Annotated in this window: 21 protein-coding genes; 17 read left to right on the top strand and 4 right to left on the bottom strand. The window is 55.6% G+C overall.

Annotation, left to right across the window (positions count from 1 at the left end):
- Positions 1-222 precede the first annotated feature (222 nt).
- Positions 223-411 (top strand): hypothetical protein, encoded by a 189-nt coding sequence (locus DBR37_RS16135; RefSeq protein ID WP_124575506.1) that lies wholly within the window; start codon positions 223-225, stop codon positions 409-411.
- Positions 412-441: 30 nt separating this feature from the next.
- On the opposite strand, the gene DBR37_RS16130 is transcribed toward DBR37_RS16135, so the two are convergent.
- A complete protein-coding gene (locus DBR37_RS16130) occupies positions 442-1,431 on the bottom strand; it encodes an endonuclease/exonuclease/phosphatase family protein (protein ID WP_124575505.1) in 990 nt (329 codons plus the stop codon).
- Between the two features lie 36 nt (positions 1,432-1,467).
- Between DBR37_RS16130 and ybaK the strand changes: the two genes are divergently transcribed.
- Together ybaK and plsY are read left to right on the top strand one after the other, a co-directional pair.
- Positions 1,468-1,959: a Cys-tRNA(Pro) deacylase gene (gene ybaK / locus DBR37_RS16125; RefSeq protein ID WP_124575504.1), complete on the top strand. Its 492-nt coding sequence runs from the start codon at positions 1,468-1,470 to the stop codon at positions 1,957-1,959.
- A 44-nt stretch (positions 1,960-2,003) separates the two neighbouring features.
- Positions 2,004-2,609 carry a glycerol-3-phosphate 1-O-acyltransferase PlsY gene (gene plsY / locus DBR37_RS16120; RefSeq protein ID WP_124575503.1) on the top strand — a complete coding sequence of 202 codons (606 nt, stop codon included), beginning with the start codon at positions 2,004-2,006 and terminating at the stop codon, positions 2,607-2,609.
- A gap of 39 nt (positions 2,610-2,648) precedes the next feature.
- Here the strand turns inward: plsY and tsaD are convergent, their stop codons facing one another.
- Positions 2,649-3,677, bottom strand: a complete 1,029-nt coding sequence (tsaD, locus tag DBR37_RS16115) for a tRNA (adenosine(37)-N6)-threonylcarbamoyltransferase complex transferase subunit TsaD (protein ID WP_124575502.1) — start codon at positions 3,675-3,677, stop codon at positions 2,649-2,651.
- A 103-nt stretch (positions 3,678-3,780) separates the two neighbouring features.
- Here tsaD and DBR37_RS16110 point away from each other — a divergent pair, with 103 nt between their 5' ends.
- The 4 genes from DBR37_RS16110 (at position 3,781) to DBR37_RS16095 (ending at position 7,759) form a co-directional block, all read left to right on the top strand.
- The gene (locus DBR37_RS16110) at positions 3,781-4,452 is read left to right on the top strand and encodes an ANTAR domain-containing response regulator (RefSeq protein ID WP_124575501.1); all 672 of its coding nucleotides are present in this window, start codon (positions 3,781-3,783) and stop codon (positions 4,450-4,452) included.
- A gap of 302 nt (positions 4,453-4,754) precedes the next feature.
- Positions 4,755-5,978: a CmpA/NrtA family ABC transporter substrate-binding protein gene (locus DBR37_RS16105; protein WP_124575500.1), complete on the top strand. Its 1,224-nt coding sequence runs from the start codon at positions 4,755-4,757 to the stop codon at positions 5,976-5,978.
- A gap of 9 nt (positions 5,979-5,987) precedes the next feature.
- Positions 5,988-6,905: a nitrate ABC transporter permease gene (gene ntrB / locus DBR37_RS16100; protein ID WP_124575499.1), complete on the top strand. Its 918-nt coding sequence runs from the start codon at positions 5,988-5,990 to the stop codon at positions 6,903-6,905.
- A gap of 41 nt (positions 6,906-6,946) precedes the next feature.
- The gene (locus DBR37_RS16095; RefSeq protein WP_124575498.1) at positions 6,947-7,759 is read left to right on the top strand and encodes an ABC transporter ATP-binding protein; all 813 of its coding nucleotides are present in this window, start codon (positions 6,947-6,949) and stop codon (positions 7,757-7,759) included.
- A 63-nt stretch (positions 7,760-7,822) separates the two neighbouring features.
- Here DBR37_RS16095 and DBR37_RS16090 read toward each other — a convergent pair whose 3' ends face one another.
- Together DBR37_RS16090 and DBR37_RS16085 are read right to left on the bottom strand one after the other, a co-directional pair.
- Complete coding sequence (locus DBR37_RS16090; protein ID WP_124575497.1) at positions 7,823-9,538, bottom strand: bifunctional protein-serine/threonine kinase/phosphatase; 1,716 nt, start codon at positions 9,536-9,538, stop codon at positions 7,823-7,825.
- 78 nt (positions 9,539-9,616) lie between these two features.
- Entirely contained in the window at positions 9,617-10,831 is a 1,215-nt protein-coding gene (locus DBR37_RS16085; RefSeq protein ID WP_124575496.1) for a NarK/NasA family nitrate transporter, read from the bottom strand.
- A gap of 272 nt (positions 10,832-11,103) precedes the next feature.
- On the opposite strand from DBR37_RS16085, the gene nirB reads away from it, so the two are divergent.
- The 10 genes from nirB (at position 11,104) to dnaG (ending at position 23,228) form a co-directional block, all read left to right on the top strand.
- Positions 11,104-13,542, top strand: coding sequence for a nitrite reductase large subunit NirB (gene nirB, locus DBR37_RS16080; protein WP_124575495.1), 2,439 nt, complete (start codon positions 11,104-11,106; stop codon positions 13,540-13,542).
- A 94-nt stretch (positions 13,543-13,636) separates the two neighbouring features.
- On the top strand, positions 13,637-13,990 hold the full coding sequence (gene nirD, locus DBR37_RS16075) for a nitrite reductase small subunit NirD (RefSeq protein WP_124575494.1): 354 nt from the start codon (positions 13,637-13,639) through the stop codon (positions 13,988-13,990).
- On the top strand, positions 13,987-16,803 hold the full coding sequence (locus DBR37_RS16070) for a nitrate reductase (RefSeq protein WP_124575493.1): 2,817 nt from the start codon (positions 13,987-13,989) through the stop codon (positions 16,801-16,803). Before nirD ends, DBR37_RS16070 begins: the two co-directional genes overlap by 4 nt.
- 88 nt (positions 16,804-16,891) lie before the next feature.
- A complete protein-coding gene (gene ybiB, locus DBR37_RS16065) occupies positions 16,892-17,914 on the top strand; it encodes a DNA-binding protein YbiB (protein ID WP_124575492.1) in 1,023 nt (340 codons plus the stop codon).
- Complete coding sequence (gene cobA / locus DBR37_RS16060; protein WP_124575491.1) at positions 17,871-18,698, top strand: uroporphyrinogen-III C-methyltransferase; 828 nt, start codon at positions 17,871-17,873, stop codon at positions 18,696-18,698. Before ybiB ends, cobA begins: the two co-directional genes overlap by 44 nt.
- A gap of 71 nt (positions 18,699-18,769) precedes the next feature.
- Positions 18,770-19,966: an NAD(P)/FAD-dependent oxidoreductase gene (locus tag DBR37_RS16055; protein WP_124575490.1), complete on the top strand. Its 1,197-nt coding sequence runs from the start codon at positions 18,770-18,772 to the stop codon at positions 19,964-19,966.
- An 84-nt stretch (positions 19,967-20,050) separates the two neighbouring features.
- Positions 20,051-20,473 (top strand): VOC family protein, encoded by a 423-nt coding sequence (locus DBR37_RS16050; protein WP_124575489.1) that lies wholly within the window; start codon positions 20,051-20,053, stop codon positions 20,471-20,473.
- Positions 20,474-20,612: 139 nt separating this feature from the next.
- The gene (gene rpsU / locus DBR37_RS16045) at positions 20,613-20,825 is read left to right on the top strand and encodes a 30S ribosomal protein S21 (protein WP_011870001.1); all 213 of its coding nucleotides are present in this window, start codon (positions 20,613-20,615) and stop codon (positions 20,823-20,825) included.
- Between the two features lie 128 nt (positions 20,826-20,953).
- Positions 20,954-21,403: a GatB/YqeY domain-containing protein gene (locus DBR37_RS16040; protein ID WP_124575488.1), complete on the top strand. Its 450-nt coding sequence runs from the start codon at positions 20,954-20,956 to the stop codon at positions 21,401-21,403.
- A 25-nt stretch (positions 21,404-21,428) separates the two neighbouring features.
- Positions 21,429-23,228 (top strand): DNA primase, encoded by a 1,800-nt coding sequence (gene dnaG, locus DBR37_RS16035; RefSeq protein ID WP_124575487.1) that lies wholly within the window; start codon positions 21,429-21,431, stop codon positions 23,226-23,228.
- The last annotated feature ends 115 nt before the right edge of the window (positions 23,229-23,343 follow it).

Raw genomic sequence — 23,343 nt, 5'->3', positions numbered from 1 at the left:
TGAAATTATGTTTGCGCCACAAAGCGTGGATATTGCGCAGTCTTGCATGGCATAGGCTGACGTAGACAGATGTTGTTGTATGGCAATGCATTTGCCTGCCCGCAGTTCCGACACGTAAACGACGGTGGCATGCTAGCATTCGTCCCATAGCAGGGCGTGATTGCATGCACATAAGCGCCCGAAGCCTACCCTAAACAGAACATCCACTCAAAGAGCGACCACTTGGCTAAACCTAATTTTCAGTACGAAAAGCGTCAAAAAGAGTTGGAAAAGAAAAGAAAAAAAGAAGAAAAGCTGAAGCGCAAGCTGGAAAAGGGCAATGCCCCTGACGACAGCGTAGCAGCGGAAGCAGATGATGACAGCAGCGATGCTGAGCAAGATAGCGGCGAGACGCCTGCCGCAGACAAGTAATCGGCCAGTAAATCTACCGCATCCCGCCCCTTAGTCGTCGGATGCGGGTTCCGCTACCTGCTCATGCAGCAGTATGCGCGCCAGTACCAGGCCGTGATCCGAAGCATAAGCCTGCCTGAAAGCCATATGGTCATTCAGGTACATCACTTCGACGACTTCGCCTAAAGCAGTCGGCGAACCAGGATTGAACTCTTCCGACACCAGGATGTGATCTATCGTTTCGTAGCTATTGTCGTGAATGTGGGTATAGCCGACATCGCGCAGGACATCACGGCGTGACTGGATACGGTAACTTTCAAACAGGCGGTCATCGACCCCGTTCAATGGATACTTGCCCAGGCCCATCACCATCTGGGTCGGGATCGCGTCGGCGACATCATTGAAGTCACCCATGACGACGATGGGTTTGCGCTGCACCTGTTTGATATCCGACAGCAGATGACGCAAGCCTAGTGCGTCGGTGCCACGCCGCATCAGCGAACGCAACATGGCGATGCCGGTCTGGTCCGGTAATTCATCGTCGAGGTCACTGCGGTAATCCGGCAGTTTGGATTTCAGGTGACAGACAAAAACATCGACTGCCAGGCCGGGCGCGGCTTCTATTTGTGCGTGCAGGATAGGGCGCGTGAAATGCGTGACCGGGTGCGCGACGCCGGGTAGCGTGATCGCCAGCTGATGCGGTAAAACACGAAAAACCGTGGCGCCTGCCAGTACCGGCAAGCGTGTGATCATGGCGACGCTGGGCGTCAGATGATCGGCGTCAGGGTCGGGATCGACGCCCAGTTGTTGTGCATGACGATATTTCTGTGTTTTTGCGAGGACGTCGGTCAGTGCCTGCTGGGAAAAGATCTCCTGCAGGCCGATTACGTCCGCGTCGAGTCGGTCCAGCTGTTGCGCGATCCAGCTAATCTTGGCCTCGTATTCTTCGGCAGAGTACGGAATCTGGTCTTCATAGTATTTAATACCCGGCAATGCCAGATTGCATACGTTGAAGGTGGCAAAGCGGAGTTCTTGTTGCATAATGTGCTCCAAATTTTATAGATGAGCGTAACACGCATGGCCAAAAAAGAGCATATTTCCGAAACGCCGGCGACCCAATGGTTGCGTCGTAACGGGATAGGTTTCTCCGAACACCCGTACGATTATGAAGAACATGGCGGAACCACGGTTTCTGCGCAAAAACTGGGTGTAGACGAGCATCATGTCGTGAAAACGCTGGTGATGCAGGATGAGGCGGCCAAACCATTGATCGTGCTGATGCATGGCGACCGCAAGGTCTCGACCAAGAACCTGGCGCGCCAGATCGGTTGCAAGTCGGTCGAGCCGTGCAAGCCGGAAGTGGCGAACCGCCATTCCGGTTTCCTGATCGGCGGTACCTCGCCTTTCGGTACGCGGAAACAGATGCCGGTCTACGTAGAGCAGAGTATCCTTGCGCTGGAGCAGATATATATCAACGGTGGCCGTCGCGGTTACCTGATAGGAATCGCACCACAGGTGCTGACCGAAAAACTCGCGGCCCAGCCGGTGCAGTGTGCGCTCGAAGAATAATTGCCGCCGCAGGGATGCGGCGCTGAAATACTAAAAAGGCAGGTATGAATACAGTTTTGTTTGCAATCGGAGCATATCTGATTGGTTCGATTTCATTTGCAGTGGTGGTCAGCAAATGCTTCCGGCTGGCCGATCCGCGCAGCTATGGTTCGAAGAATCCGGGTGCTACCAATGTACTGCGCAGCGGGAATAAAAAAGCGGCGATCCTGACCCTGCTCGGCGATGGCGCCAAAGGCTTCGTCGCGGTCTGGCTGGTCAAGCACTTCGGCCCGGCCTATGGCGTGCATGAGAATGGCGTGGCGCTGGTCGCGATTGCGGTCTTCCTTGGCCACTTATGGCCGGTATTCTTCCGCTTTGTCGGTGGTAAAGGTGTGGCGACGGCGCTCGGTGTCTTGCTGGCACTGAATGGCTGGCTGGGTCTGGCGACGCTGATTACCTGGCTGGTGATTGCGTATGCATTCCGCTATTCATCACTGGCGGCTTTGATCGCCAGCATCTTCGCGCCGTTCTACTACGGTTTGATGTTTGGCCCGGATGTGATCTTGCTGGCAGTGCTGGCGATGAGTATCCTGCTGGTGTACCGACACAGCAAAAATATCGGTAACCTGCTGGCAGGAAAAGAAAGCCGCCTGGGCAGCAAGAAGAAGTAAGTATGTAGTGGAATGAAGCTGGCCCCGGGCGGGCAGGCTTCAGATCTCGCGTATGCTATCCAGCGGCCAGCGCGGCTTCACATTGAAGGCGTAATCGCGCTTGGCAGCAGCGGGATTCAGCTGCAAACGCATCGCTCCGGCGAATGCAATCATCGCACCATTGTCGGTGCAAAATTCCAGTTCCGGATAAAACACCTTGAAGTGCTTCTTCGCTGCTGCTGCATTCAGCGATGCGCGTAATTGCTGGTTGGCGCCGACGCCGCCGGCGATCACCAGGCGTTTCAGGCCGGTGTGCTTGAGTGCGGTTACGCATTTGGCCGTCAGTACTTCGACGATGGCATCGACAAACGCGCGTGCGATGTTGGCCTTGTCCTGCTCGCAGATATTCGTGGTTTGATTTTTGACGACGGTCAGCACCGCGGTTTTCAGACCAGAGAAGCTGAAGTCCAGGTTCTTCGAATGCAGCATCGGGCGCGGCAACTTGTAAGCAGTCGGATCACCAAATTCAGCCATGCGCGAAATCGCCGGGCCGCCCGGATAGCCGAGGCCCAATAACTTGGCTGATTTATCGAAGGCTTCACCTGCCGCATCGTCCAGCGTTTCGCCCAGCATGGTGTACTGGCCGACACCGTCTACCCGCATCAATTGCGTATGGCCGCCGGATACCAGCAAGGCGATGAACGGAAACTCCGGCGGTTCGCTGGCCAGCAGCGGCGACAGCAAATGCCCTTCCAGATGGTGGACGCCTAATACCGGTTTATCCAGCGCCAGGCCGAGACCGCAGGCGACGGAAGCGCCGACCAGCAAAGCGCCGGCCAGGCCAGGGCCTTGTGTATAGGCGATGGCGTCGACGGCATCGTGTTGGACGCCGCTTTCGGCAAATACCTGCTCCAGCAATGGAATCGCGCGGCGGATATGGTCGCGTGAGGCCAGTTCCGGCACCACGCCGCCGTATTCCTCATGCATTTTCACCTGTGAATAAAGCGCGTGCGCGAGCAAGCCGCGTTGTGTGTCATACAACGCCAGACCCGTTTCATCACAGGAGGATTCGATACCGAGAACAAGCATGGGGAGTAAAGTTGCCAATCAGATGCAACATGTGGTGTGATTCTTGCGTGGATTGTAGCTTATTCTGGTCACCGACCGCAGGACTTGCTTTTGGAATGTTGTGATGATTGAAACTACACCACCCGATTTTCGCCCTGATGTGCGCTCCGACGTAAGGTCGCTGCGCATCATCGTCGTCAATACTGTCATGCCGCCGGAAGGCGAGCAGGATGAAAACGCCTGGATGCAGGCCGAGCGCTCGCGTGCCTTGCGCATCGGTTTGCTGGAGGCCGGATACAACATCATTGCGGTTTTCCCGGCCGACATGCATTTACCGGATCGTGTCGCGCAACTGCAGCCGGACATGATCATCATCGACGCCGAATCCGATTCGCGTGACGTGCTGGAGCATGTGGTGATGGCGACGCGTGACGCGCGCCGCCCCATCGTCTTGTTTACCGAAGATCACGCGACTTCCAGTATGGAGGCGGCAATGGCGGCAGGCGTTTCGGCCTATGTGGTGGCCGGTTTGCAGTCTGAGCGCATTAAGCCGGTGCTGGATGTGGCGCTGGCGCGCTTCAATGCAGAGCAAAAGCTGCGGACTGAATTATCCGATACCAAACTCAAGCTGGCCGAGCGCAAGACCATAGAACGCGCCAAGGGTTTGCTGATGGAGCGGCACCGGATTTCTGAGGATGAAGCCTATTCCAAGCTGCGTCGCATGGCGATGGACAAGAACCTGAAGCTGTCGGAACTGGCGCAACGTATCCTGGATGTCGCCGATTTGCTGGGTTGATGTTTGCACCTGTCATTGCACTAAATAAATGCTGTTGCACGAAAAAAGAGCAGTAAAACGCGTTTGAGTGCGCCCTGTGTTTGCTTAAACATGCGTTAAACGCTGGCATGCATATTGCTGAACTGTAGGTAACACCAACGACGGTGTTAAGAATTAAAAACTGTGCTGACCAATGATGGCCGGTATGGTTTGGGACAAGGACGTCCGTGTCGCAGGAGCGCTGCTCTTGCTGACCGGGCGTCCTTTTTTTATTGCTGAAGACCTTGAGGAAAACCATGACAACGAACGACAGGAAATTCAATATGACACGGCGCACAGTCTTGAAAGCGGGCACAGCCATTTCGGTATCGGCCTTCAGTGGTCTGGCAACTCAGGGTGCATGGGCGGCAGGTTCGGACAAGCCGGAAAAAGAAGAAGTCAAAGTCGGTTTCATTCCGTTGACCGATTGTGCATCTGTCGTCATGGCGTCTGTCATGGGCTTCGATAAAAAATACGGCATCAAAATCGTGCCGACCAAGGAATCCTCGTGGGCTGGTGTGCGCGACAAGATGGTGAACGGCGAATTGGATGCTGCGCATGTCTTGTATGGCCTGGTGTACGGCGTACATGAAGGCATAGGTGGTGCGAAGAAAGACATGGCCGTGCTGATGGGACTGAACAACAACGGTCAGGCCATCACTCTGTCGAAGAAACTGGCAGACAGCGGTGCGATAGACGGTCCTGGTCTGGCCAAGCTGATGCAAATGGAAAAGCGCGAATACACCTTTGCGCAAACCTTCCCGACCGGCACACATGCGATGTGGCTGTATTACTGGCTGGCGACTTACGGTATTAATCCGATGAAGGACGCCAAAGTCATCACCGTGCCGCCACCGCAAATGGTTGCCAATATGCGCGTCGGCAATATGGATGGTTACTGCGTGGGTGAGCCATGGAATCACCGCGCGATTGTTGACGGCATCGGTATTACCGCAGCGACGACACAAGACATCTGGAAAGATCATCCGGAAAAAGTACTGGGTACGACATCCGAGTGGGTCGCGAAGCATCCGAACACCGCACGTGCGCTGACGGCCGCGATACTGGAAGCAGGTCGCTGGATTGATTCCTCGCTGTCGAACAAAAACAAAATGGCCGAAGTGATTGCCGCCAAATCCTATGTGAATACTTCGGTCGATGTGATCAACCAACGCATTCTTGGTCGTTACCAAAACGGTCTGGGCAAAACCTGGGATGACCCTAACTACATGAAGTTCTACAACGACGGTCAGGCGAATTTCCCTTACCTGTCGGATGGCATGTGGTTCATGACGCAGCACAAACGCTGGGGCCTGGCGAAAGGTGAGCCGGATTATCTGGGTACAGCCAAATCGGTGAACCGCATCGATCTGTACAAGGAAGCGGCTGCGTTGGCGAACGTACCGGTTCCTAAGAGCCCTATGCGCTCGTCCAAGCTGATCGACGGCGTGGTGTGGGACGGCAAGAATCCAAAAGCTTACGCGGAATCATTCAAGATCAAAGCCTAAGGAAACATCATGAGTGCAATTATGCCTGCAGTAGAAAACGCGCCTGTCGGTGCAGCCGCCGAAAGCGGCAAGCCGGAGCATGTCATGCAACACGTGACGACACCGGCCAGCGTGGTCGCGACGCCTAAAGCGAAGGGGAGCAAATTATCGTTGCGACCTTTCTTCCTGACGGTGTTGCCGCCGATTTTTGGCCTGGTGTTCCTGGTGCTGGTATGGGAAATCATCGCCGTCAAAAACAGCGGCATCCCGTCGCCGTCACTGACGCTGAAATCAGCTATCGACCTGTTCTCCGATCCGTTCTATAGCAACGGCCCGAATGATCAGGGCATAGGCTGGAACATATTGGCGTCGCTGAAACGTGTCGGCGTCGGTTTTGGCCTGGCAGCATTGGTCGGTATCCCACTGGGCTTCATGATCGGTCGTTTTTCTTTCCTGTCGGGCATGTTCAATCCGATCATCAGCCTGCTGAAACCGGTATCGCCGCTGGCCTGGTTGCCGATCGGCCTGCTGGTATTCAAGGCTGCTGATCCTGCCGCGATCTGGTCCATCTTTATCTGCTCGATCTGGCCGATGATTATCAACACCGCAGTCGGTGTGCAGCGTGTGCCGCAAGACTATATGAATGTGGCCAAGGTATTGAATCTGTCCGAGTGGAAGATCATCACCAAGATTTTGTTTCCGTCGGTATTGCCGTACATGCTCACAGGTGTGCGCCTGGCGATCGGTACTGCATGGCTGGTCATCGTCGCGGCAGAAATGCTGACTGGTGGCGTCGGTATCGGCTTCTGGGTATGGGATGAATGGAACAACCTGAACGTGGCGCACATCATCATCGCCATCGTGGTGATCGGCATAGTCGGCCTGGTGCTGGAACAGATCCTGGTCGGTATCGCCAAGTTCTTCAGCTATGAAGATGTGAAAAATTAACGCTGGCTGTAAGCGATCTCAACGTATAGGAAAGCATCATCATGGATAACATACATAGCAAGTTCATCGATATACAGCATGCGGAAATGTCCTTTCATACCAAGAAGGGCGTGTTCAATGCGCTGAACGATATCAATCTGACGGTGGCAAAAGGTGAGTTCATTACCCTGATCGGGCACTCTGGTTGCGGCAAGTCAACATTGCTCAATCTGATCGCCGGCCTGACGCATGCGACCAACGGCATGCTCTTGTGTGCCAATCGTGAAATAGCCGGTCCGTCGCCGGAGCGCGCCGTGGTTTTTCAGAATCACTCGCTGCTGCCGTGGCTGACCTGCTATGAGAACGTCTACCTGGCAGTCGAGCGTGTCTTCGGCAGTACCGAAGCGAAAAGCAAACTGCGCGAACGCACCAAGGCAGCGCTGGCGCTGGTTGGTTTGACGCATGCAGAGCAGAAACGTCCGAATGAAATCTCCGGCGGGATGAAGCAACGGGTCGGTATTGCCCGTGCCTTGTCGATGGAGCCTAAGGTGTTGTTGATGGATGAACCATTCGGCGCGCTGGATGCGTTGACACGTGCACACTTGCAGGATGAGTTGCTGAAGATCGTGGCAGCGACCGGTTCCACCGTGGTGATGGTGACGCATGATGTTGATGAAGCGGTGCTCTTGTCCGACAAAATCGTCATGCTGACCAATGGACCGTCGGCGACCATAGGCGAAATTCTGGAAGTGAAACTGGCGCGTCCGCGCGAACGGGTGGCTTTGGCGCAGGACCCTTTGTACTCGCAATACCGGACTGCCGTGCTGGAGTTCCTGTATCACCGTCAGTCGCATCCATCCAAGGAAGCGGCCTGATAGCGCTGACTTCGTACTGGCGTTGCGGATGCAGGCGTCCGCAGCGCCATTCTTGAGTGCGCGCTAACGCACCATCAGCAAATACAGCAACAACAAATTCAATACGATGGAGACCGCTGCGACTGCGCGCCATAAGGATGCCGGATCGCGTTCTGCCAACGGCTTGGGTGCAATCGCAGGAAGTGGCCGACTGGCGCCACGTTCCAGTGCCAGCAAAAACTCTTCGGCAGTTTCGAAGCGATCAGCCGGATCGCGTGCGACCGCCTTGAGCAATACATTCTCCAGCCACAAAGGTAAATCAGGGCGATAGCGGCTGGGTGGGACGGCTTCGCCAAAACGCGGCGTCTGGAAGGGTTCGATCTCACCGTAAGGAAAATGCCGCGTCAGCAATAAATACAGCGTGACGCCGGTTGAATACAAATCAGTTTGCTGCGATGCCGGTGCATTATTGAATTGCTCCGGTGCGAGGAAGGATGGCGTACCGGCACGAGGCGCGCGCATCTCGTCTTCCGCTTCCAGGCCGGATTGCGCAACACCCAGATCGAGTATGCGCAGCTCGCCGTCCTTGCCCAGATGAATATTGCCCGGCTTGATATCGCGATGAATGATGCTGCGCCTGTGCAGTGCACCTATCGCACGCACCAGCTTGGTACCGTGTGCAATGACATCCGGTATCGTGAAATGTTCTCCCGCGTCCAGATGTTGTTGCAGTGTATTTCCGTCATGCCAGGTCGTGAGGTAATACAGATAGGTTTTGTTTTCCGGCGTGATAATTTGCGGGAAGAAGCGCGCGACCACGCGCTTGGTCAGCCATTCTTCATGCGCAAATGCCGAGCGCTCATGCACGTCCTGCGCGCGATCCGGATGCAAGGTTTTCAGCACCAGATAGCGCGGCGTCTGATTCGCGGCACGCGGTTCGGATACGCGATAGAGCAGGGTGGTATTGGAAGCGTGTATCTGTTCCTCGACGGTATACCCATCTATTTTCTGACCGACTTTGAGTCTGGGCGGTACCGGGAATTGCTGCGAGCCGGACAATGCATCGCGTAAATTCGTCTCCGGCAAGCCATCGACACGCACTACCAGCGCGCTGACATTGTCTTGCGCGCCCGCTTCGAGCGCCTTGTCGATCAGCGTATGCGCGATGGCTTCGGCTGCCTGCTGTTTGCCGACCAGTTGTAGCAGCTGTTCTTTCAGATCGTGCTCAGAAACTGATGCCCACACACCATCCGTGGCCAGCAAAAATGCATCGCCTTCATGCAATTCACCCATGCCATGGTCGATTGCCAGTTGCGAGTCCAGTCCGATTGCACGTGTCAACACGTGCTGCATTTCCGGACGGTCCCACACATGGTCTGCGGTAAGGCGGCTCAGTACGCCGTCACGCAACAGATAAAGACGCGTGTCGCCGACATGCGCGAAGTAATAAAAATTGCCGCGCAACACCAGTGCCGTCAGCGTGGTCGCCATACCGGCCAGCTCGGCGCGTATCGAACCCTGATGCTGAACCCAGCTATTGATGGCCTTGAGCACGCGATCCAGCGATTGCGTCACCGGCCATGTGTCAGAGGTCGCGTAGTAATCACTCAGCAAGCCGCGTATCGTGTACTCGGATGCTTCGCGTCCGCCTTCATTGCCGGATACGCCATCGGCAATTGCCGCGATCATGCCCTTGCTCGACAGCTCTGGTTCGTCAGGCATGACCATGCCGACGAAATCCTCGTTGTGCGGACGCAGCCCGGCGCGCGTGGAATAAGCCGCGGCAAGCGTCAGTGGCATGGCTGCAAGGATGAAAGCATGGTCATGATATTGCTCGTATGGTGGACATACATTATCAGTGTCATCTGACTACGCGACTCAGATTTTTGCATTGGTCATGGCGGCGCTGCCCCAGGTTGTGCGCCAGCGATTTTTCACTGCCGACAAACCGAGCAGGGCGACGATGGCCAGGGCTGCAAACACAATCAAACCACCCTGGTAGCTGCCGGTCAATTGTTTGGAGTAGCCGAGGCTGGAAGCCAGATAGAAGCCACCGATGCCGCCCGCCATGCCGACCAGTCCTGTCATGACACCGATTTCCTTGCGGAAGCGTTGCGGTACCAACTGGAACACTGCACCATTGCCGACGCCGAGTGCCAGCATCGCGAGTACAAAGATCACGACTGCTGCCATCGCTGACGACAGGCCGAAGCTGGCGATCAGCATGAAGCTGGCTGCCAGCATATACATCATCGACAAAGTCTTGATGCCGCCGATACGGTCGGCCAGACGGCCGCCCAATGGACGGATGGCTGAACCGGCAAATACGCATGCTGCGGTGAAGTAGCCTGCGGTCACTGGCGACAAACCATACTGACCGTTGAAATAGATAGTCAGCGAGGATGCCAGGCCGGAGAAACCACCGAAGGTTACGCTATAGAAGAACATAAACCACCAGGCGTCCTTGTCCTTAAGCACATGCAGGTATTCGACCAGCGATTTAGGTGGTGGAGCCGAAGGCGCATCTTTGGTAAACACCAGATAGACCACGAATGCGATGCTGAGTGGAATCAGACACAGGCCGAACACATTTTGCCAGCCGAACAGGATGGCCAGTGTCGGTGCAAACAGAGCGGCGAAGGCGGTACCGGAATTACCGGCGCCGGCAATCCCGAGCGCCGTGCCCTGATGTTCCGGCGGATACCAGCGCGAAGCCAGCGGCAGGGCGACGGCAAAAGCAGCACCGGCGAAGCCGAGGATGACGCCGAAGGTCAGCATGGTGTGATAGCTGCTCAGGTCGCCGAGCCATGCCCATAACAAACCACTCATGACAATGACCTGGCCGATGATGCCGGCCTTTTTAGGTTTCAGATGATCAACCAGCACGCCCATGACGATGCGCAACAAAGCGCCTGCCAGCAACGGGGTTGCCACCATTAAACCTTTTTGTGCAGGCGTCAGGCCGAGGTCGCCGGAGATCTGAACCGCCAATGGGCCGAGGATGACCCAGACCATAAAACTCAGGTCGAAGTAAAAGAAGGAGGCAAGCAGGGTCGGTGTGTGACCAGCTTTCCAGAATGAGGTTTTTTGCATGATAGCTCGCAGAGTTAGACAGGGTTGCATCTAAATATGCAAGGGCCATGCCACTTTAGTGCGGGCGTGATCCACGAATGGGCGTGCACTTTATGCGTGTTGACGAATGTTGGCGACTGCACCAAATAAACCGGCTTCCGCACTTGTTGAGTGCGAAATGCAACTTTAAATGGTGCGAAAACGCTGTTTCCCAGACAAACCGCACTAAAAGTAAAACTGGCATTTGTTTTGCTTATTTAGATTTGCGAACAACAAATCTGTGGGATGCAGCGATGAAAAAAATGAAACTGGTCATGGTCGGTAACGGTATGGCAGGCGTACGTACTCTGGAAGAACTGCGCAAGATTGCTCCTGACTTATATGACATTACGGTATTTGGCGCGGAAGCGTATGCCAACTACAACCGTATTCTGCTGTCGCCGGTACTGGCGGGCGAGCAAACCATCAAAGACATCATGCTCAATGATGTCGACTGGTATGCGGAAAACGATATCACCCTGCATCTGGGGAAAAAGATCGTCGAGATCGATCGCGTCAAACGCGTAGTGATCGCCGACGATGGCACGGTTGCACCGTATGACCGTCTGTTGATGGCAACCGGCTCGAATCCGTTCATGTTGCCGATACCAGGCAAGGATCTGGAAGGCGTGATTTCCTATCGCGACATTCAGGACACCAACGCGATGATAGACGCGGCCAAGGTGCACAAGCAGGCGGTCGTCATCGGTGGCGGTTTGCTGGGTCTGGAAGCGGCGAACGGCCTCAAGCTGCGCGGTATGGAAGTAACGGTCGTGCATTTGCCGACCACCCTGATGGAGCGTCAGCTCGACGAAGCGGCAGGCAAGATGCTGCAAAAATCTCTGGAAGACAGAGGTCTGAATTTCTTGCTCGGTAAAAACTCGCAAGAGATCATTAGCGATGCGAATGGCCGTGTACAGGCCTTGCGCTTCACCGACGGCACTGAAATCCCGACACAACTGGTGGTGATGGCGGTCGGTATTCGTCCGAACACTGCGCTGGCTGAATCCGCCGGCCTGCATTGCAATCGCGGCATCGTCGTCAACGACACCATGCAAACCTATGATCCGCGCGTGTATGCGGTCGGTGAATGCGTGAACCATCGCGGTACTGCATATGGTCTGGTTGCGCCTTTGTTTGAAATGGCCAAGGTGTGCGCGAATCACCTGGCGAACTTCGGCATCGGTCGTTACCAGGGTTCGGTCACGTCGACCAAGCTGAAAGTAACTGGTATCGATTTATTCTCCGCTGGTGAATTCCTCGGTGGTGAAGGTACGGAAGAAATCCTGCTGTCCGATCCTATCGGTGGCGTCTATAAGAAACTGGTGCTGAAAGACGACAAGCTGATCGGTGCCTGCCTGTACGGCGATACGGTTGATGGCAGCTGGTACTTCAACCTGCTGCGCGAAGGCAAGGACATCAGCGAAATTCGCGACACCCTGATGTTTGGCGAAGCTAATACTGGTCGTCCCGGCGATGTCGGTCACGAAGGCTTCAGCAAGGCGGCAGCGATGCCGGATAGCGCAGAGGTGTGCGGCTGTAACGGCGTGTGCAAAGGCACCATCGTTAAGGCGATCAAGGAAAAAGGTTTGTTCACGATCGAAGACGTACGCAAACACACCAAGGCGTCTGCATCCTGCGGTTCCTGTACCGGCCTGGTCGAACAAATCATTATGGCGACCGCTGGTGGCGATTACTCGGCATCCACCAAAGCCAAACCTATGTGTGGCTGTACCGACCATACGCATCAGGAAGTACGTGATGCGATCAAGGCAGAGAAGTTGCTGACGGTGGCCGGCGTGATGGCGCACATGAACTGGCGTACGCCCAACGGTTGCTCCAGCTGCCGTCCGGGTATTAACTACTATCTGATCTCGACCTGGCCAGGGCAAGCCAAGGATGATCCGCAATCGCGCTTCATCAACGAACGTGCGCACGCGAACATCCAAAAAGACGGCACCTTCTCCGTCATCCCGCGTATGTGGGGTGGCGAAACCAACTCTTCGGAATTGCGCCGCATCGCTGATGTGGTCGACAAGTTCAAGATTCCTACCGTCAAGGTGACCGGCGGTCAGCGTATCGATTTGCTGGGTGTGAAGAAAGAAGATCTGCGCGCGGTCTGGCAAGACCTCGGCATGCCGTCTGGTCTCGGTTATGCCAAGGGTTTGCGTACGGTGAAAACCTGTGTCGGTTCCGAATGGTGCCGTTTTGGTACCCAGGATTCAACCAAAATGGGTCAGCAACTGGAGCATCAATTGGCACGCATGTATGCACCGCACAAGGTCAAGCTCGCCGTTTCGGGTTGCCCGCGTAACTGTGCTGAAGCCGGTATCAAGGACGTCGGTGTAATCGGCGTTGATTCGGGCTGGGAAATTTATGTTGGCGGCAACGGCGGTATCAAAACCGAAGTGGCTGAATTCTTCGTCAAACTCAAAACCCATGAAGAAGTGCTGGAGTACGCAGGTGCCTTCCTGCAACTGTATCGCGAGGAAGGCTGGTACCTGGAACGAACCGTGCATTACCTGGCGCGTGTAGGCCTGGATCATGCTAAACAAAAAGTGCTGGAAGACGAGGCTAACCGCAAGGCCCTGTATCAGCGCCTGTTGTTCTCGCTGGAAGGTGAGTCCGATCCATGGCATGAACCGGAAAAAGCGATGGTCGATACCCGCCAGTTCGAACCATTGTCGATCTAAGCACGCAGATGTCCGTGCCACGGGTGCGGACATCCGGCAAGTACACAGCACGTTTGTTTAACAAAATTCATCACAATTTTTATCGAGGCTACATATGTCTAATCAATGGAAAGTCATCTGCAAGGTAAGCGACATTCCTGTACTCGGTTCCCGCGTCGTTAATCGCGCCGACAAGCCGAATGTCGCCATCTTCCGTAACAGCGAAGACAAAGTCTTTGCCCTGCTGGATCGTTGTCCGCACAAGGGTGGCCCTTTGTCGCAGGGTATCGTGTTCGGCGAACGTGTCGCCTGTCCTTTGCATAACTGGAGCATCGGCATGAGTGACGGTTGCGCAGCAGCACCGGATGAAGGTTGCACCCAGACCTTCTCGGTCAAAGTTGAGAGTGGCGACGTCTATCTGGACGCCGTCGAATTGAATGCACCGGTCAGCGAGGCTGCCACTGCATGAACGCATCCTTGCTTTCTACTGCCCGGCTTGAACCTTCTGCGAGCGCTTCGACATCGACAGAAACCAAAGCCACCTGCTGTTACTGCGGGGTGGGCTGTGGTGTCTTGATAGAAAGCGATGGAGAAAAAGTCATCGGGGTACGCGGTGACCCGGATCATCCGGCCAACTTTGGCCGTCTATGTACCAAAGGCAGCACGCTGCATCTGACGGCGCGCCCGACCCTGCAACAACAGTCGCGCGCGCTGTACCCGGAAATGCGCTTGTCGCGCAGTGATGAACGTGAACGTACATCGTGGGCAACCACGATGGATTTCATCGTCAATAAATTCGCCGCGACGATACGCGATCACGGTCCGGACAGCGTCGGCTTCTATCTTTCGGGGCAGCTTCTGACCGAGGATTATTACGTCTTCAACAAACTGGCCAAGGGTTTGATCGGCACCAATAATGTCGATACCAACTCGCGTTTGTGTATGTCGAGCGCAGTCGCCGGTTACAAGCAAACGCTGGGTGCTGATGCACCGCCGCCGTGTTACGAAGATATTGATCACGCGCAAGTTATCTTTATCGTTGGCTCCAACACGGCCTATGCGCATCCGATCATTTACCGCCGGATAGAGGATGCACGCAAAGCCAATCCTTTGCTGAAAGTCATCGTCGCCGATCCGCGACGGACTGATACGGCACGCGAAGCGGATCTGTTTTTGCCGATACTGCCGGGTACCGATGTGGCGCTGTTTAACGGCATGCTGCACATCTGCCTGTGGGAAGACCTGGTGGATCTCGAGTACATCGCCGAGCATACCGAAGGTTTTGCCGAGCTGAAACAAACCGTGCGCGACTACACGCCGAAGTTTGTGGCGGACATCTGCGGCATCAAGGAAGAAGACCTGATGCAGGCGGCACGCATGTTTGGCAAGTCGAAAGCATCCTTGTCGATGTACTGCCAGGGCCTGAATCAATCGTCATCCGGCACCGCCAAGAATGCAGCGCTGATTAACCTGCACCTGGCGACGCATCAAATCGGCAAGCCGGGCGCGGGTCCTTTGTCTCTGACTGGCCAACCGAATGCGATGGGCGGCCGTGAAGTCGGCGGCTTGTCCACCATGTTGTCTGCGCATCGTGATCTGGCGAATCCTGAGCACCGCGCCGAGATCGCAAAGTTGTGGGGTGTGCCTGACGTACCGGCAACGCCAGGCAAAAGCGCGGTGGAAATGTTCGAAGCGGTGCGTACCGGCGAGATCAAAATCATCTGGATCGTCTGTACCAACCCGGCGCAATCGATGCCTGAGCAAGCGATGATACGGGAAGCATTGCGCAATGCCGAGCTGGTCATTGTGCAGGAAGCTTATAAGACCACGGCTAGCTGTGATTACGCCGATGTGTTGCTGCCAGCCTCGACCTGGAGCGAGAAGGAAGGCACGGTCACCAACTCTGAGCGTCGCATTACACGTTTCAAATCAGTACTGCCCAAGCTCGGTGAATGCAAACACGATTGGGAAATCGCGATAGCCTTCGCACGCAAACTGGAAAGCGCACTCGGTAAAAAATCATCCATCTTCCCGTTTGCCAATACTGAGGAAATCTGGAACGAACATAGGGAATCGACGCGTGGTCGTGACCTGGATATCACCGGCCTGAGTTTCAAATTGCTGGAAGAGCAGGGGCCACAACAATGGCCGTTTCCGGAAGGTGCGAGCAGCGGCAAGAAGCGCCTTTATGAAGATGGCATCTTCCCGACGGCGAACGGCCGTGCAAAGTTTGTGAATACGCAGTACCAGCCGCTGGCGGAACAAGTTGACGCGCGTTATCCCTTCCATCTGACCACAGGTCGTTTGCGTGATCAATGGCATGGCATGAGTCGTACCGGTACCGTAGCGCAACTGTTCTCACATGCCTCGGAGCCGTCCATCGTCTTGTCCAAAGTCGATATGGAGCGTCGTTTACTCAATGTCGGCGATCTGGTGCATGTCACCAGCAAGCGCGGTTCGCAAATCTTCCCGGTCGCGCTGGGTGACGATATGCGTGCCGGCCAGGCCTTCATCGGCATGCACTGGGGTGAAGAATATGTTTCCGGTCGCGGGCGCAATGGTGAAGGCAGCTATGGCGTGAATGCATTAACGACGCCAGCGTTTGATTGCAGCTCCAAGCAGCCTGAGCTTAAGCATGCAGCGGTGAAGATACTGAAAGCAGAATTTCCGTGGCGCTTTATCGTGTTCGGCTGGATAGACGAAGCCAGGTTGCTTGATCTGCAGTCCGCTTTGCGACCGCTGATGCGCAAGTTTGCCTATGCTTCCTGCACTTTGTTCGGGCGCGACAAAGTCGGTGTGCTGTTCCGGGCGGCGGATGACTATGCGGCGAATCCGGCCCTGACGGCGGAGATCGAAAGCAAATTCAGCATCACTGGTGCGCAAGTGCTGCGCTATGACGATACCAAGCGCGGTAATACGCGTCGCATCCTGATTGGTGACGGTAAATTGCAGGCAGTGGCGCTGGCTGGGGATATCTCGGCCGAAGGCTGGCTCAAGGAATACCTGGAGAGTGAGCAGTCGGTGGCGGCACTGGGTCGTCTGTTACTGATGCCGTCGAACAAGCCGCCGCAAAACTTCAAGTCGCGCGGCCGTATCGTTTGCAACTGTTTCAATGTGTCTGAAACCGAAATCAACGATAGCCTGATCGACGCTCATGGTGATGCGGACAGCAAGCTGGCTGCTTTGCAGCAAGGTCTGAAGTGCGGTACCAACTGCGGTTCATGCGTGCCGGAACTGAAGAAAATCATCGCCAGCCAGATCATGCCAGCCAAGGCAGCCTAAGTTGTCTGGCTATTCCTTGTAATTTTTAAAACTGCCAGGCCCGCTTCCACCCTTTCGGAGAAGCGGGCTTCGGTGTACCCTCTGCAGCATGCAAAATCCTTCCCATATTGAACCTTTCGCTACCGCTCGTTTCATTAAAGAAATCGGCCGTGGCGTCAAAGGTGCGCGCAGTTTGTCGCGCGACGATGCTTATCAACTGTATGCCGCCATGCTGGATGGCCGCGTGTCCGACCTGGAGATGGGCGGCATCATGCTGGCGATGCGCATCAAGGGTGAATCGGTGGATGAGATCGCAGGTTTTATCGATGCCGCTGAAGCGTCGTTCGACGCCTTGCCGGTACCTGCAGGCGAGTACGCACCTATCGTGATTCCGAGCTACAACGGTGCACGGCAGATGCCGAATCTGTTGCCGCTGATGGCTTTGTTGCTGGCACGTGCCGGTGCCCCTGTATTCATTCATGGCGTGACCAGCGATCCGGGCCGTGTGACCACGGCAGAAATCCTGCATGAAATGGGATATCCGTTGTCGCATACCGCCGCGCAGGTCGCAGCACAATTTGCGCTACGTGCGCCGGTACTGATGCCGATTGCAGACCTGGCGCCACGCCTGGAACGTTTGCTGGCGATGCGGCGCATCCTCGGTGTGCGTAACTCTACGCATACCCTGGTCAAAATCATGCAACCGTTTGCGGGTCCGGCCTTGCGCCTGACGTCGTACACGCACCCTGAATACCTGAGCATGCTGACCAGCTACTTCACGACAGCTGCACCATCCGAGCGCGGCGAAGCTTTCCTGATGCGTGGCACCGAGGGAGAAACCGTCGCCAACGCCAAGCGTGCACAACAAATAAGCTGGATGCATGATGGTGAGTGCACTGTATTGGTGCAAAGACAGGAGCCGGTGGATGATATGCCGCCTTTGCCTGCCGAGCGCGACGCCGTAACGACGGCAAGATGGATAGAAGCCGCGCTGCGCGGCGAGGAACCGATACCGGTATCCATTTCAGAGCAGGTGGAACAGTGTTTGCTTGTATCCAGGAACATACAAAGCAAACAAGGTGTACAAGATGGAGCAGCGAATCGAGCAGCAAACACAGCAAGCAGCAGCTAAGGTTTATCTGGTCGGCGCAGGTCCCGGCGATCCGGACTTGCTGACCCTCAAGGCAGTTAAAGCTATCGCACGTGCAGACGTGATCCTGATCGATGATCTGGTTAATCCGGAAGTCCTGCAATACGCGCCGTCCACCGCGCGCGTAGTCAACGTCGGTAAACGCGGCGGCTGCCAGCAAACGCCGCAAGAATTTATAGAACGTCTGATGTTGTCCGAAGCGCAAGCAGGGCAATGTGTGGTGCGCCTGAAAGGGGGCGATCCGTTCATCTTCGGACGTGGTGGCGAAGAGCGTGACCACTTGCAGGCTGCCGGTATCGAAGTTGAAGTCGTCAATGGCATCAGCAGCGGACTGGCCGCACCCGCATCGATAGGCGTGCCACTGACGCACCGCGACTGGAGCCAGGGCGCGATCTTTATTACAGGTCATGGCAAGAATGCCGAATCCAATCCAGACTGGACTACGCTGGCGAAATTGAACCTGACGCTGGTGATTTACATGGGGATCGCACGTTGTGCCGAAATCCAGGCGGCGTTGCTGGCTGGCGGTAAATCAGGCGAGACGCCGGTAGCGGTCATTCAGTCGGCGACCGGTATGGCGCAGGCACAATTGATTACTACCTTGTCGGCTTTGCCGCAGGCTTTGGCGGAGTCCGGTATAGGCAGCCCTGCGATTATCGTCATTGGCGACGTCGTGCGTTGCGCGATGCAAGGCGGTGCGCAAGAGGCGACACAGACCTTCACCGATACCTTGCGTGAAGAAGTTCTTGCCCAACTGACAGCATAGAATTTAAAACAAGCGGCTGGCTGGTGCCGGCTGCGCTTACAATCACGGCTTATTTCCATTTGTAGTAAGCCATGACTAAACAGTTTGATGTTGCCGTAATCGGCGCCGGCGCAGCGGGCATGATGTGCGCATCAGTTGCCGGCCAGCGCGGCAAGAGCGTAGTGCTGATCGATCACGCAGCCAAACTCGCAGAAAAAATCCGCATCTCGGGTGGTGGTCGCTGCAACTTCACCAATATCGACGCCACGCCGCAAAACTTCCTTTCGCAAAATCCGCATTTTTGCAAAAGCGCCTTGTCGCGCTATACGCCGCAGGACTTCCTTGCGCTGATGAAGCGCTATCGTATTGCGTATCACGAGAAGCATAAAGGCCAGCTCTTCTGCGATAACTCTGCGGAAGACATCATCAGCATGCTGAAAGCCGAATGCGCGCTCGGCAATGTGTCGTGGCGCATGCCGTGCACAGTGGCGACCATCAGTAAAAGCGGCGAGCAATTCAGGATAGAAACGAATACCGGCGACATCCTTGCGAATAGTCTGGTCATCGCGACTGGCGGTTTGTCGATCCCGAAAATAGGCGCGACCGATTTCGCTTATCGCATCGCCAAACAATTCGACCTGAAAATGGTCGAGCCACGTCCGGGTCTGGTGCCGCTGACCTTTGATGCTAACGCCTGGCAACCTTTCGTCCCTTTGTCCGGCATCGCCTTGCCAGTCGAAGTCGAAACCGGCGCGAAGAAAACACGTGGCTACTTCAAGGAAGATCTGCTCTTCACGCACCGCGGCTTGTCCGGCCCGGCCATCCTGCAGATATCCAGCTTCTGGCAGCCCGGTACGCCGCTGACCATCAACCTGGTGCCGGAGACCGACATTGCCGAAGCATTGATAGAAGGCAAGTCCAGCAGCAAGAAAAACCTCGGCAATCAATTGGCGCAATGGTTGCCATCGCGCCTCGCAGATGAATGGCTGGCGGTCAACGGTTTCAAGGCGGATGCACGCGTGGCGGACATGCAGGACAAGCAATTGCGCAGTCTGGGCGCCTCGCTCAACCAGTGGAGCATTATTCCGAATGGCTCGGAAGGCTACCGCAAGGCTGAAGTCACGCTGGGCGGCGTGGATACACGTGAGCTGTCGCAACAAACCATGATGGTCAACAAGGTGCCGGGTTTGCACTTCATTGGCGAATCGGTCGATGTGACCGGCTGGCTGGGTGGTTATAACTTCCAGTGGGCGTGGGCGTCGGGTGTTGCAGCCGGGCAAGCAGTGTAATCCGGGATCAAGACTACTGACATCTATTGTCAGTAGCGCAAGCTATGCTGTCGGCTGTTTGTATATAAATATAGGAGCGACCATATGAGCAACGAGAATCCCAGCATCATTTCCCATGTTTCCATAGGTACCAACCAGTACGAGCAGGCCAGGGCGTTTTACGACGTCGTGCTGGCAGCGCTGGATATTAAAGTCATCATGGAGCACCCGGGTGCGGTGGCTTACGGTCGGCAATATCCGGAATTCTGGGTGCAGACGCCGCATAACGGCAAGCCAGCGGAAATCGGCAATGGCTTTCATATGGGCTTTATCGCCACCAGTAAAGAGCAGGTGCATGCGTTTTATGACGCAGCGCTGGCGGCTGGCGCGACTGATGACGGTGCGCCGGGTCCGCGTCCGTTGTACGGCGACCCGTATTACGGCTGTTTTGTCCGCGATCCGGAAGGGCACAAGCTGGAAGCTGCCTACTGGGACGCCGACCTGAGCCTGAAGCTTTACGGACATTAAGCCAGTCTGCACGGGGCCTGGCGCTGCATGTGTGGCGTTTTGGCCCCGTAACCGCTTTGGGGTGAATAAAGAGCCTTCCCTTTGTTGAACAAGGCTGCTATAATCTTCGACTCACTACCCAACATTGGTTTACATTTAAATGACCACTATCCGCCTTAAAGAAAACGAGCCGTTCGAAGTCGCTATGCGTCGCTTCAAGCGCACCATTGAAAAAACTGGTTTGCTGACCGATTTGCGCGCGCGCGAGTTTTACGAGAAGCCAACTGCTGAACGCAAGCGCAAGCTCGCTGCAGCTGTGAAACGCCACTACAAGCGTATCCGCAGCCAGCAATTGCCTAAGAAACTGTACTAATTCCAATTGCTGCACGCCCTTGTGAGCGTGCGGTAGCTGGAATTAGTCGCAAACCCGCTCCGGTGTTGGTCCGCAGCGGGTTTTGGCGTTTTTAATGATCGCTTGATTAATCAGATATCGGGGTGCGTATGAGCCTGAAAGAACAGATCACAGAAGATATGAAAGCGGCGATGCGCGCCAAAGAGGCGGGCAAGCTGGGCACGATTCGCCTGATTACCGCTGCTATCAAGCAAAAAGAAGTCGATGAGCGCATCGAACTTGATGACGCGCAAGTGCAAGCCATCATTGAAAAAATGATCAAGCAACGCAAGGATTCGATTTCGCAATTCCAGGCTGGCGGTCGCCAGGATCTGGTTGATATCGAACAAGCCGAGCTGACTGTGCTGACTACCTACATGCCTAGCGCATTGTCGGATGCTGAAGTGCAGGGCGAAGTTGCCGCTGCCGTCGCTGCGTCCGGTGCTGCCGGTCCGCAAGACATGGGCAAAGTCATGGCTATCCTGAAAGCGAAACTCGCTGGCCGTGCCGACATGACTGCCGTGTCCGGCCTGGTAAAAACTGCTCTGACCAAAGCCTGATCGTCTCCAGCATTAAGCTGCCGGCGTGATACCACAGTCGTTTATCCAGGACCTCCTCAACCGCGTCGACATTGTCGACGTGGTGGGTCGTTACGTGCAGCTGAAAAAAGGCGGCGCGAACTTCATGGGCTTATGCCCGTTCCATAACGAAAAATCCCCCAGTTTTACCGTCAGTCCGACCAAACAGTTTTATCACTGCTTTGGCTGCGGTGCGCATGGTACGGCCATCGGTTTTCTGATCGAATACTCGGGGATGGGATTTGTTGAAGCGGTCAAGGATCTGGCGCAAAACGTCGGCATGATCGTGCCGGAAGCGGAAGATCGTTTGCCGCCGGCACAGCGTGCCGAGCATCAGGCTAAAAGCCTGGCGTTGTCGGAAGCCATGACGCGTGCCTGTGATTACTATCGCCAGCAATTGCGGCATGCCGAAGGGGCAAAGAACTACCTGAAAGGGCGTGGCCTGACGGGTGAGATCGCGGCCCGTTACGGCATGGGTTACGCACCGGACGGCTGGGATGGTTTGCGTTCAGTCTTCCCTGATTACGAAGTCGAAGCGCTGGTCGAATCCGGCCTTGTCATCGATAAAGCGGAAGAAGAGGGCGCTAACCGTAAGCGCTATGACCGTTTCCGCGATCGCATCATGTTCCCGATCCGCAATACCAAGGGCCAGGTCATCGGTTTTGGTGGGCGTGTCATGGATCAGGGCGAGCCGAAATACTTGAATTCGCCCGAGACGCCCTTATTTCAAAAGGGTAGCGAACTCTATGGTTTGTTCGAGGCGCGCCAGGCTATCCGTGAAGCTGGTTATGCGCTGGTGACTGAAGGTTATATGGACGTGGTTGCGCTGGCGCAGCTGGGTTTCCCGCAAGCAGTGGCGACGCTGGGTACGGCATGTACGCCTATCCATGTGCAAAAGCTGTTGCGCCAGACCGATCAGGTCATTTTTAGTTTTGATGGTGACAAGGCTGGCCGTCGCGCTGCACGTCGTGCGCTGGAAGCCAGCTTGCCGCATGCCGGTGACAACAAAGTCATCAAATTCCTGTTCCTGCCGAGTGAGCATGATCCGGATAGCTACATCCGTGAACTCGGTACCGAAGCATTCGACAAGCAGGTGCAGGATGCGATGCCTTTGTCACAGTTTTTGCTGAAAGAAGCAGTTGGCGACAACGACCTCGGTACGCCGGAAGGCCGCGCCCGTGCGCAGTTCGATGCGAAGCCGCTGTTGCAGGCATTGCCGCCGTCGTCGTTGCGCTTGCAGATAGTGCGTAGCCTGGCGCAGATAACGGAAAGCACGCCGGCGGAAATCGAAGCGCTGTTTGAACTGGCGCAGCCGATTTCCCACGTGCGTGCACCGCCGCCGCGTACCAAGCGTGCAGCGCCGCAGGGACTGGAGCGCCAGATCATGCGCCTGCTGGTGGCGCATCCGGTGCTGGCGGCAGAGATGGATCAGGCCGCGCTCGAGATCGCTACGCATCTGGCGCCTGAGCGTGCCGAAATGCTGATTCAGCTGGTCACCCTGAGTCGTGAAATGGGGGCGCAGGCGAATTTTGCGATTCTGGCCGAAATGCTGCGTTCCAGTGGCTCGGATTTTGAGCCTTTGATTGCAGAAATTGCCGCCGAACCGGAGTCCGATGTGGTGCTGGCCCGGCTGGAGCTGGCCGGAGCGATCCGGCAGACCAAAATGCAGGCCTTACGCGATGAATTGCAGCTTCTGGTTGCCGGTGGATTGGTCGGAGAAGAAGCGCAGGCGCGCTTCCGCGAATTGACCCTGCAACAAGAGCAGTTGCGGCGTCAGGCGCAGGCAGAAATGATGCAAAGAGGCTAATTTTGCTCTCTCAGGGAGGGGAAGTGTTCCCTCTTATGTTATAATTAAAGGCTTTCGATTCAAGCTCTTAGACATGGTGGTAATAAAGTAATCGGAAAGAAAATCAATAAACTTG

The organism is Herminiimonas sp. KBW02 (assembly GCF_003852535.1).
In the GTDB taxonomy this organism is placed as follows: Bacteria; Pseudomonadota; Gammaproteobacteria; order Burkholderiales; family Burkholderiaceae_D; genus Oxalicibacterium.
This window is presented reverse-complemented; position numbering and strand designations above follow the sequence as displayed.

Coding starts and splice junctions, on each gene's coding strand:
- DBR37_RS16130 (WP_124575505.1), bottom strand. CDS start 1,431: ATGCAACAAGAACTCCGCTTTGCCACCTTCAACGTATGCAATCTGGCA.
- ybaK (WP_124575504.1), top strand. CDS start 1,468: ATGGCCAAAAAAGAGCATATTTCCGAAACGCCGGCGACCCAATGGTTG.
- plsY (WP_124575503.1), top strand. CDS start 2,004: ATGAATACAGTTTTGTTTGCAATCGGAGCATATCTGATTGGTTCGATT.
- tsaD (WP_124575502.1), bottom strand. CDS start 3,677: ATGCTTGTTCTCGGTATCGAATCCTCCTGTGATGAAACGGGTCTGGCG.
- DBR37_RS16110 (WP_124575501.1), top strand. CDS start 3,781: ATGATTGAAACTACACCACCCGATTTTCGCCCTGATGTGCGCTCCGAC.
- DBR37_RS16105 (WP_124575500.1), top strand. CDS start 4,755: ATGACACGGCGCACAGTCTTGAAAGCGGGCACAGCCATTTCGGTATCG.
- ntrB (WP_124575499.1), top strand. CDS start 5,988: ATGAGTGCAATTATGCCTGCAGTAGAAAACGCGCCTGTCGGTGCAGCC.
- DBR37_RS16095 (WP_124575498.1), top strand. CDS start 6,947: ATGGATAACATACATAGCAAGTTCATCGATATACAGCATGCGGAAATG.
- DBR37_RS16090 (WP_124575497.1), bottom strand. CDS start 9,538: ATGCCACTGACGCTTGCCGCGGCTTATTCCACGCGCGCCGGGCTGCGT.
- DBR37_RS16085 (WP_124575496.1), bottom strand. CDS start 10,831: ATGCAAAAAACCTCATTCTGGAAAGCTGGTCACACACCGACCCTGCTT.
- nirB (WP_124575495.1), top strand. CDS start 11,104: ATGAAAAAAATGAAACTGGTCATGGTCGGTAACGGTATGGCAGGCGTA.
- nirD (WP_124575494.1), top strand. CDS start 13,637: ATGTCTAATCAATGGAAAGTCATCTGCAAGGTAAGCGACATTCCTGTA.
- DBR37_RS16070 (WP_124575493.1), top strand. CDS start 13,987: ATGAACGCATCCTTGCTTTCTACTGCCCGGCTTGAACCTTCTGCGAGC.
- ybiB (WP_124575492.1), top strand. CDS start 16,892: ATGCAAAATCCTTCCCATATTGAACCTTTCGCTACCGCTCGTTTCATT.
- cobA (WP_124575491.1), top strand. CDS start 17,871: ATGGAGCAGCGAATCGAGCAGCAAACACAGCAAGCAGCAGCTAAGGTT.
- DBR37_RS16055 (WP_124575490.1), top strand. CDS start 18,770: ATGACTAAACAGTTTGATGTTGCCGTAATCGGCGCCGGCGCAGCGGGC.
- DBR37_RS16050 (WP_124575489.1), top strand. CDS start 20,051: ATGAGCAACGAGAATCCCAGCATCATTTCCCATGTTTCCATAGGTACC.
- rpsU (WP_011870001.1), top strand. CDS start 20,613: ATGACCACTATCCGCCTTAAAGAAAACGAGCCGTTCGAAGTCGCTATG.
- DBR37_RS16040 (WP_124575488.1), top strand. CDS start 20,954: ATGAGCCTGAAAGAACAGATCACAGAAGATATGAAAGCGGCGATGCGC.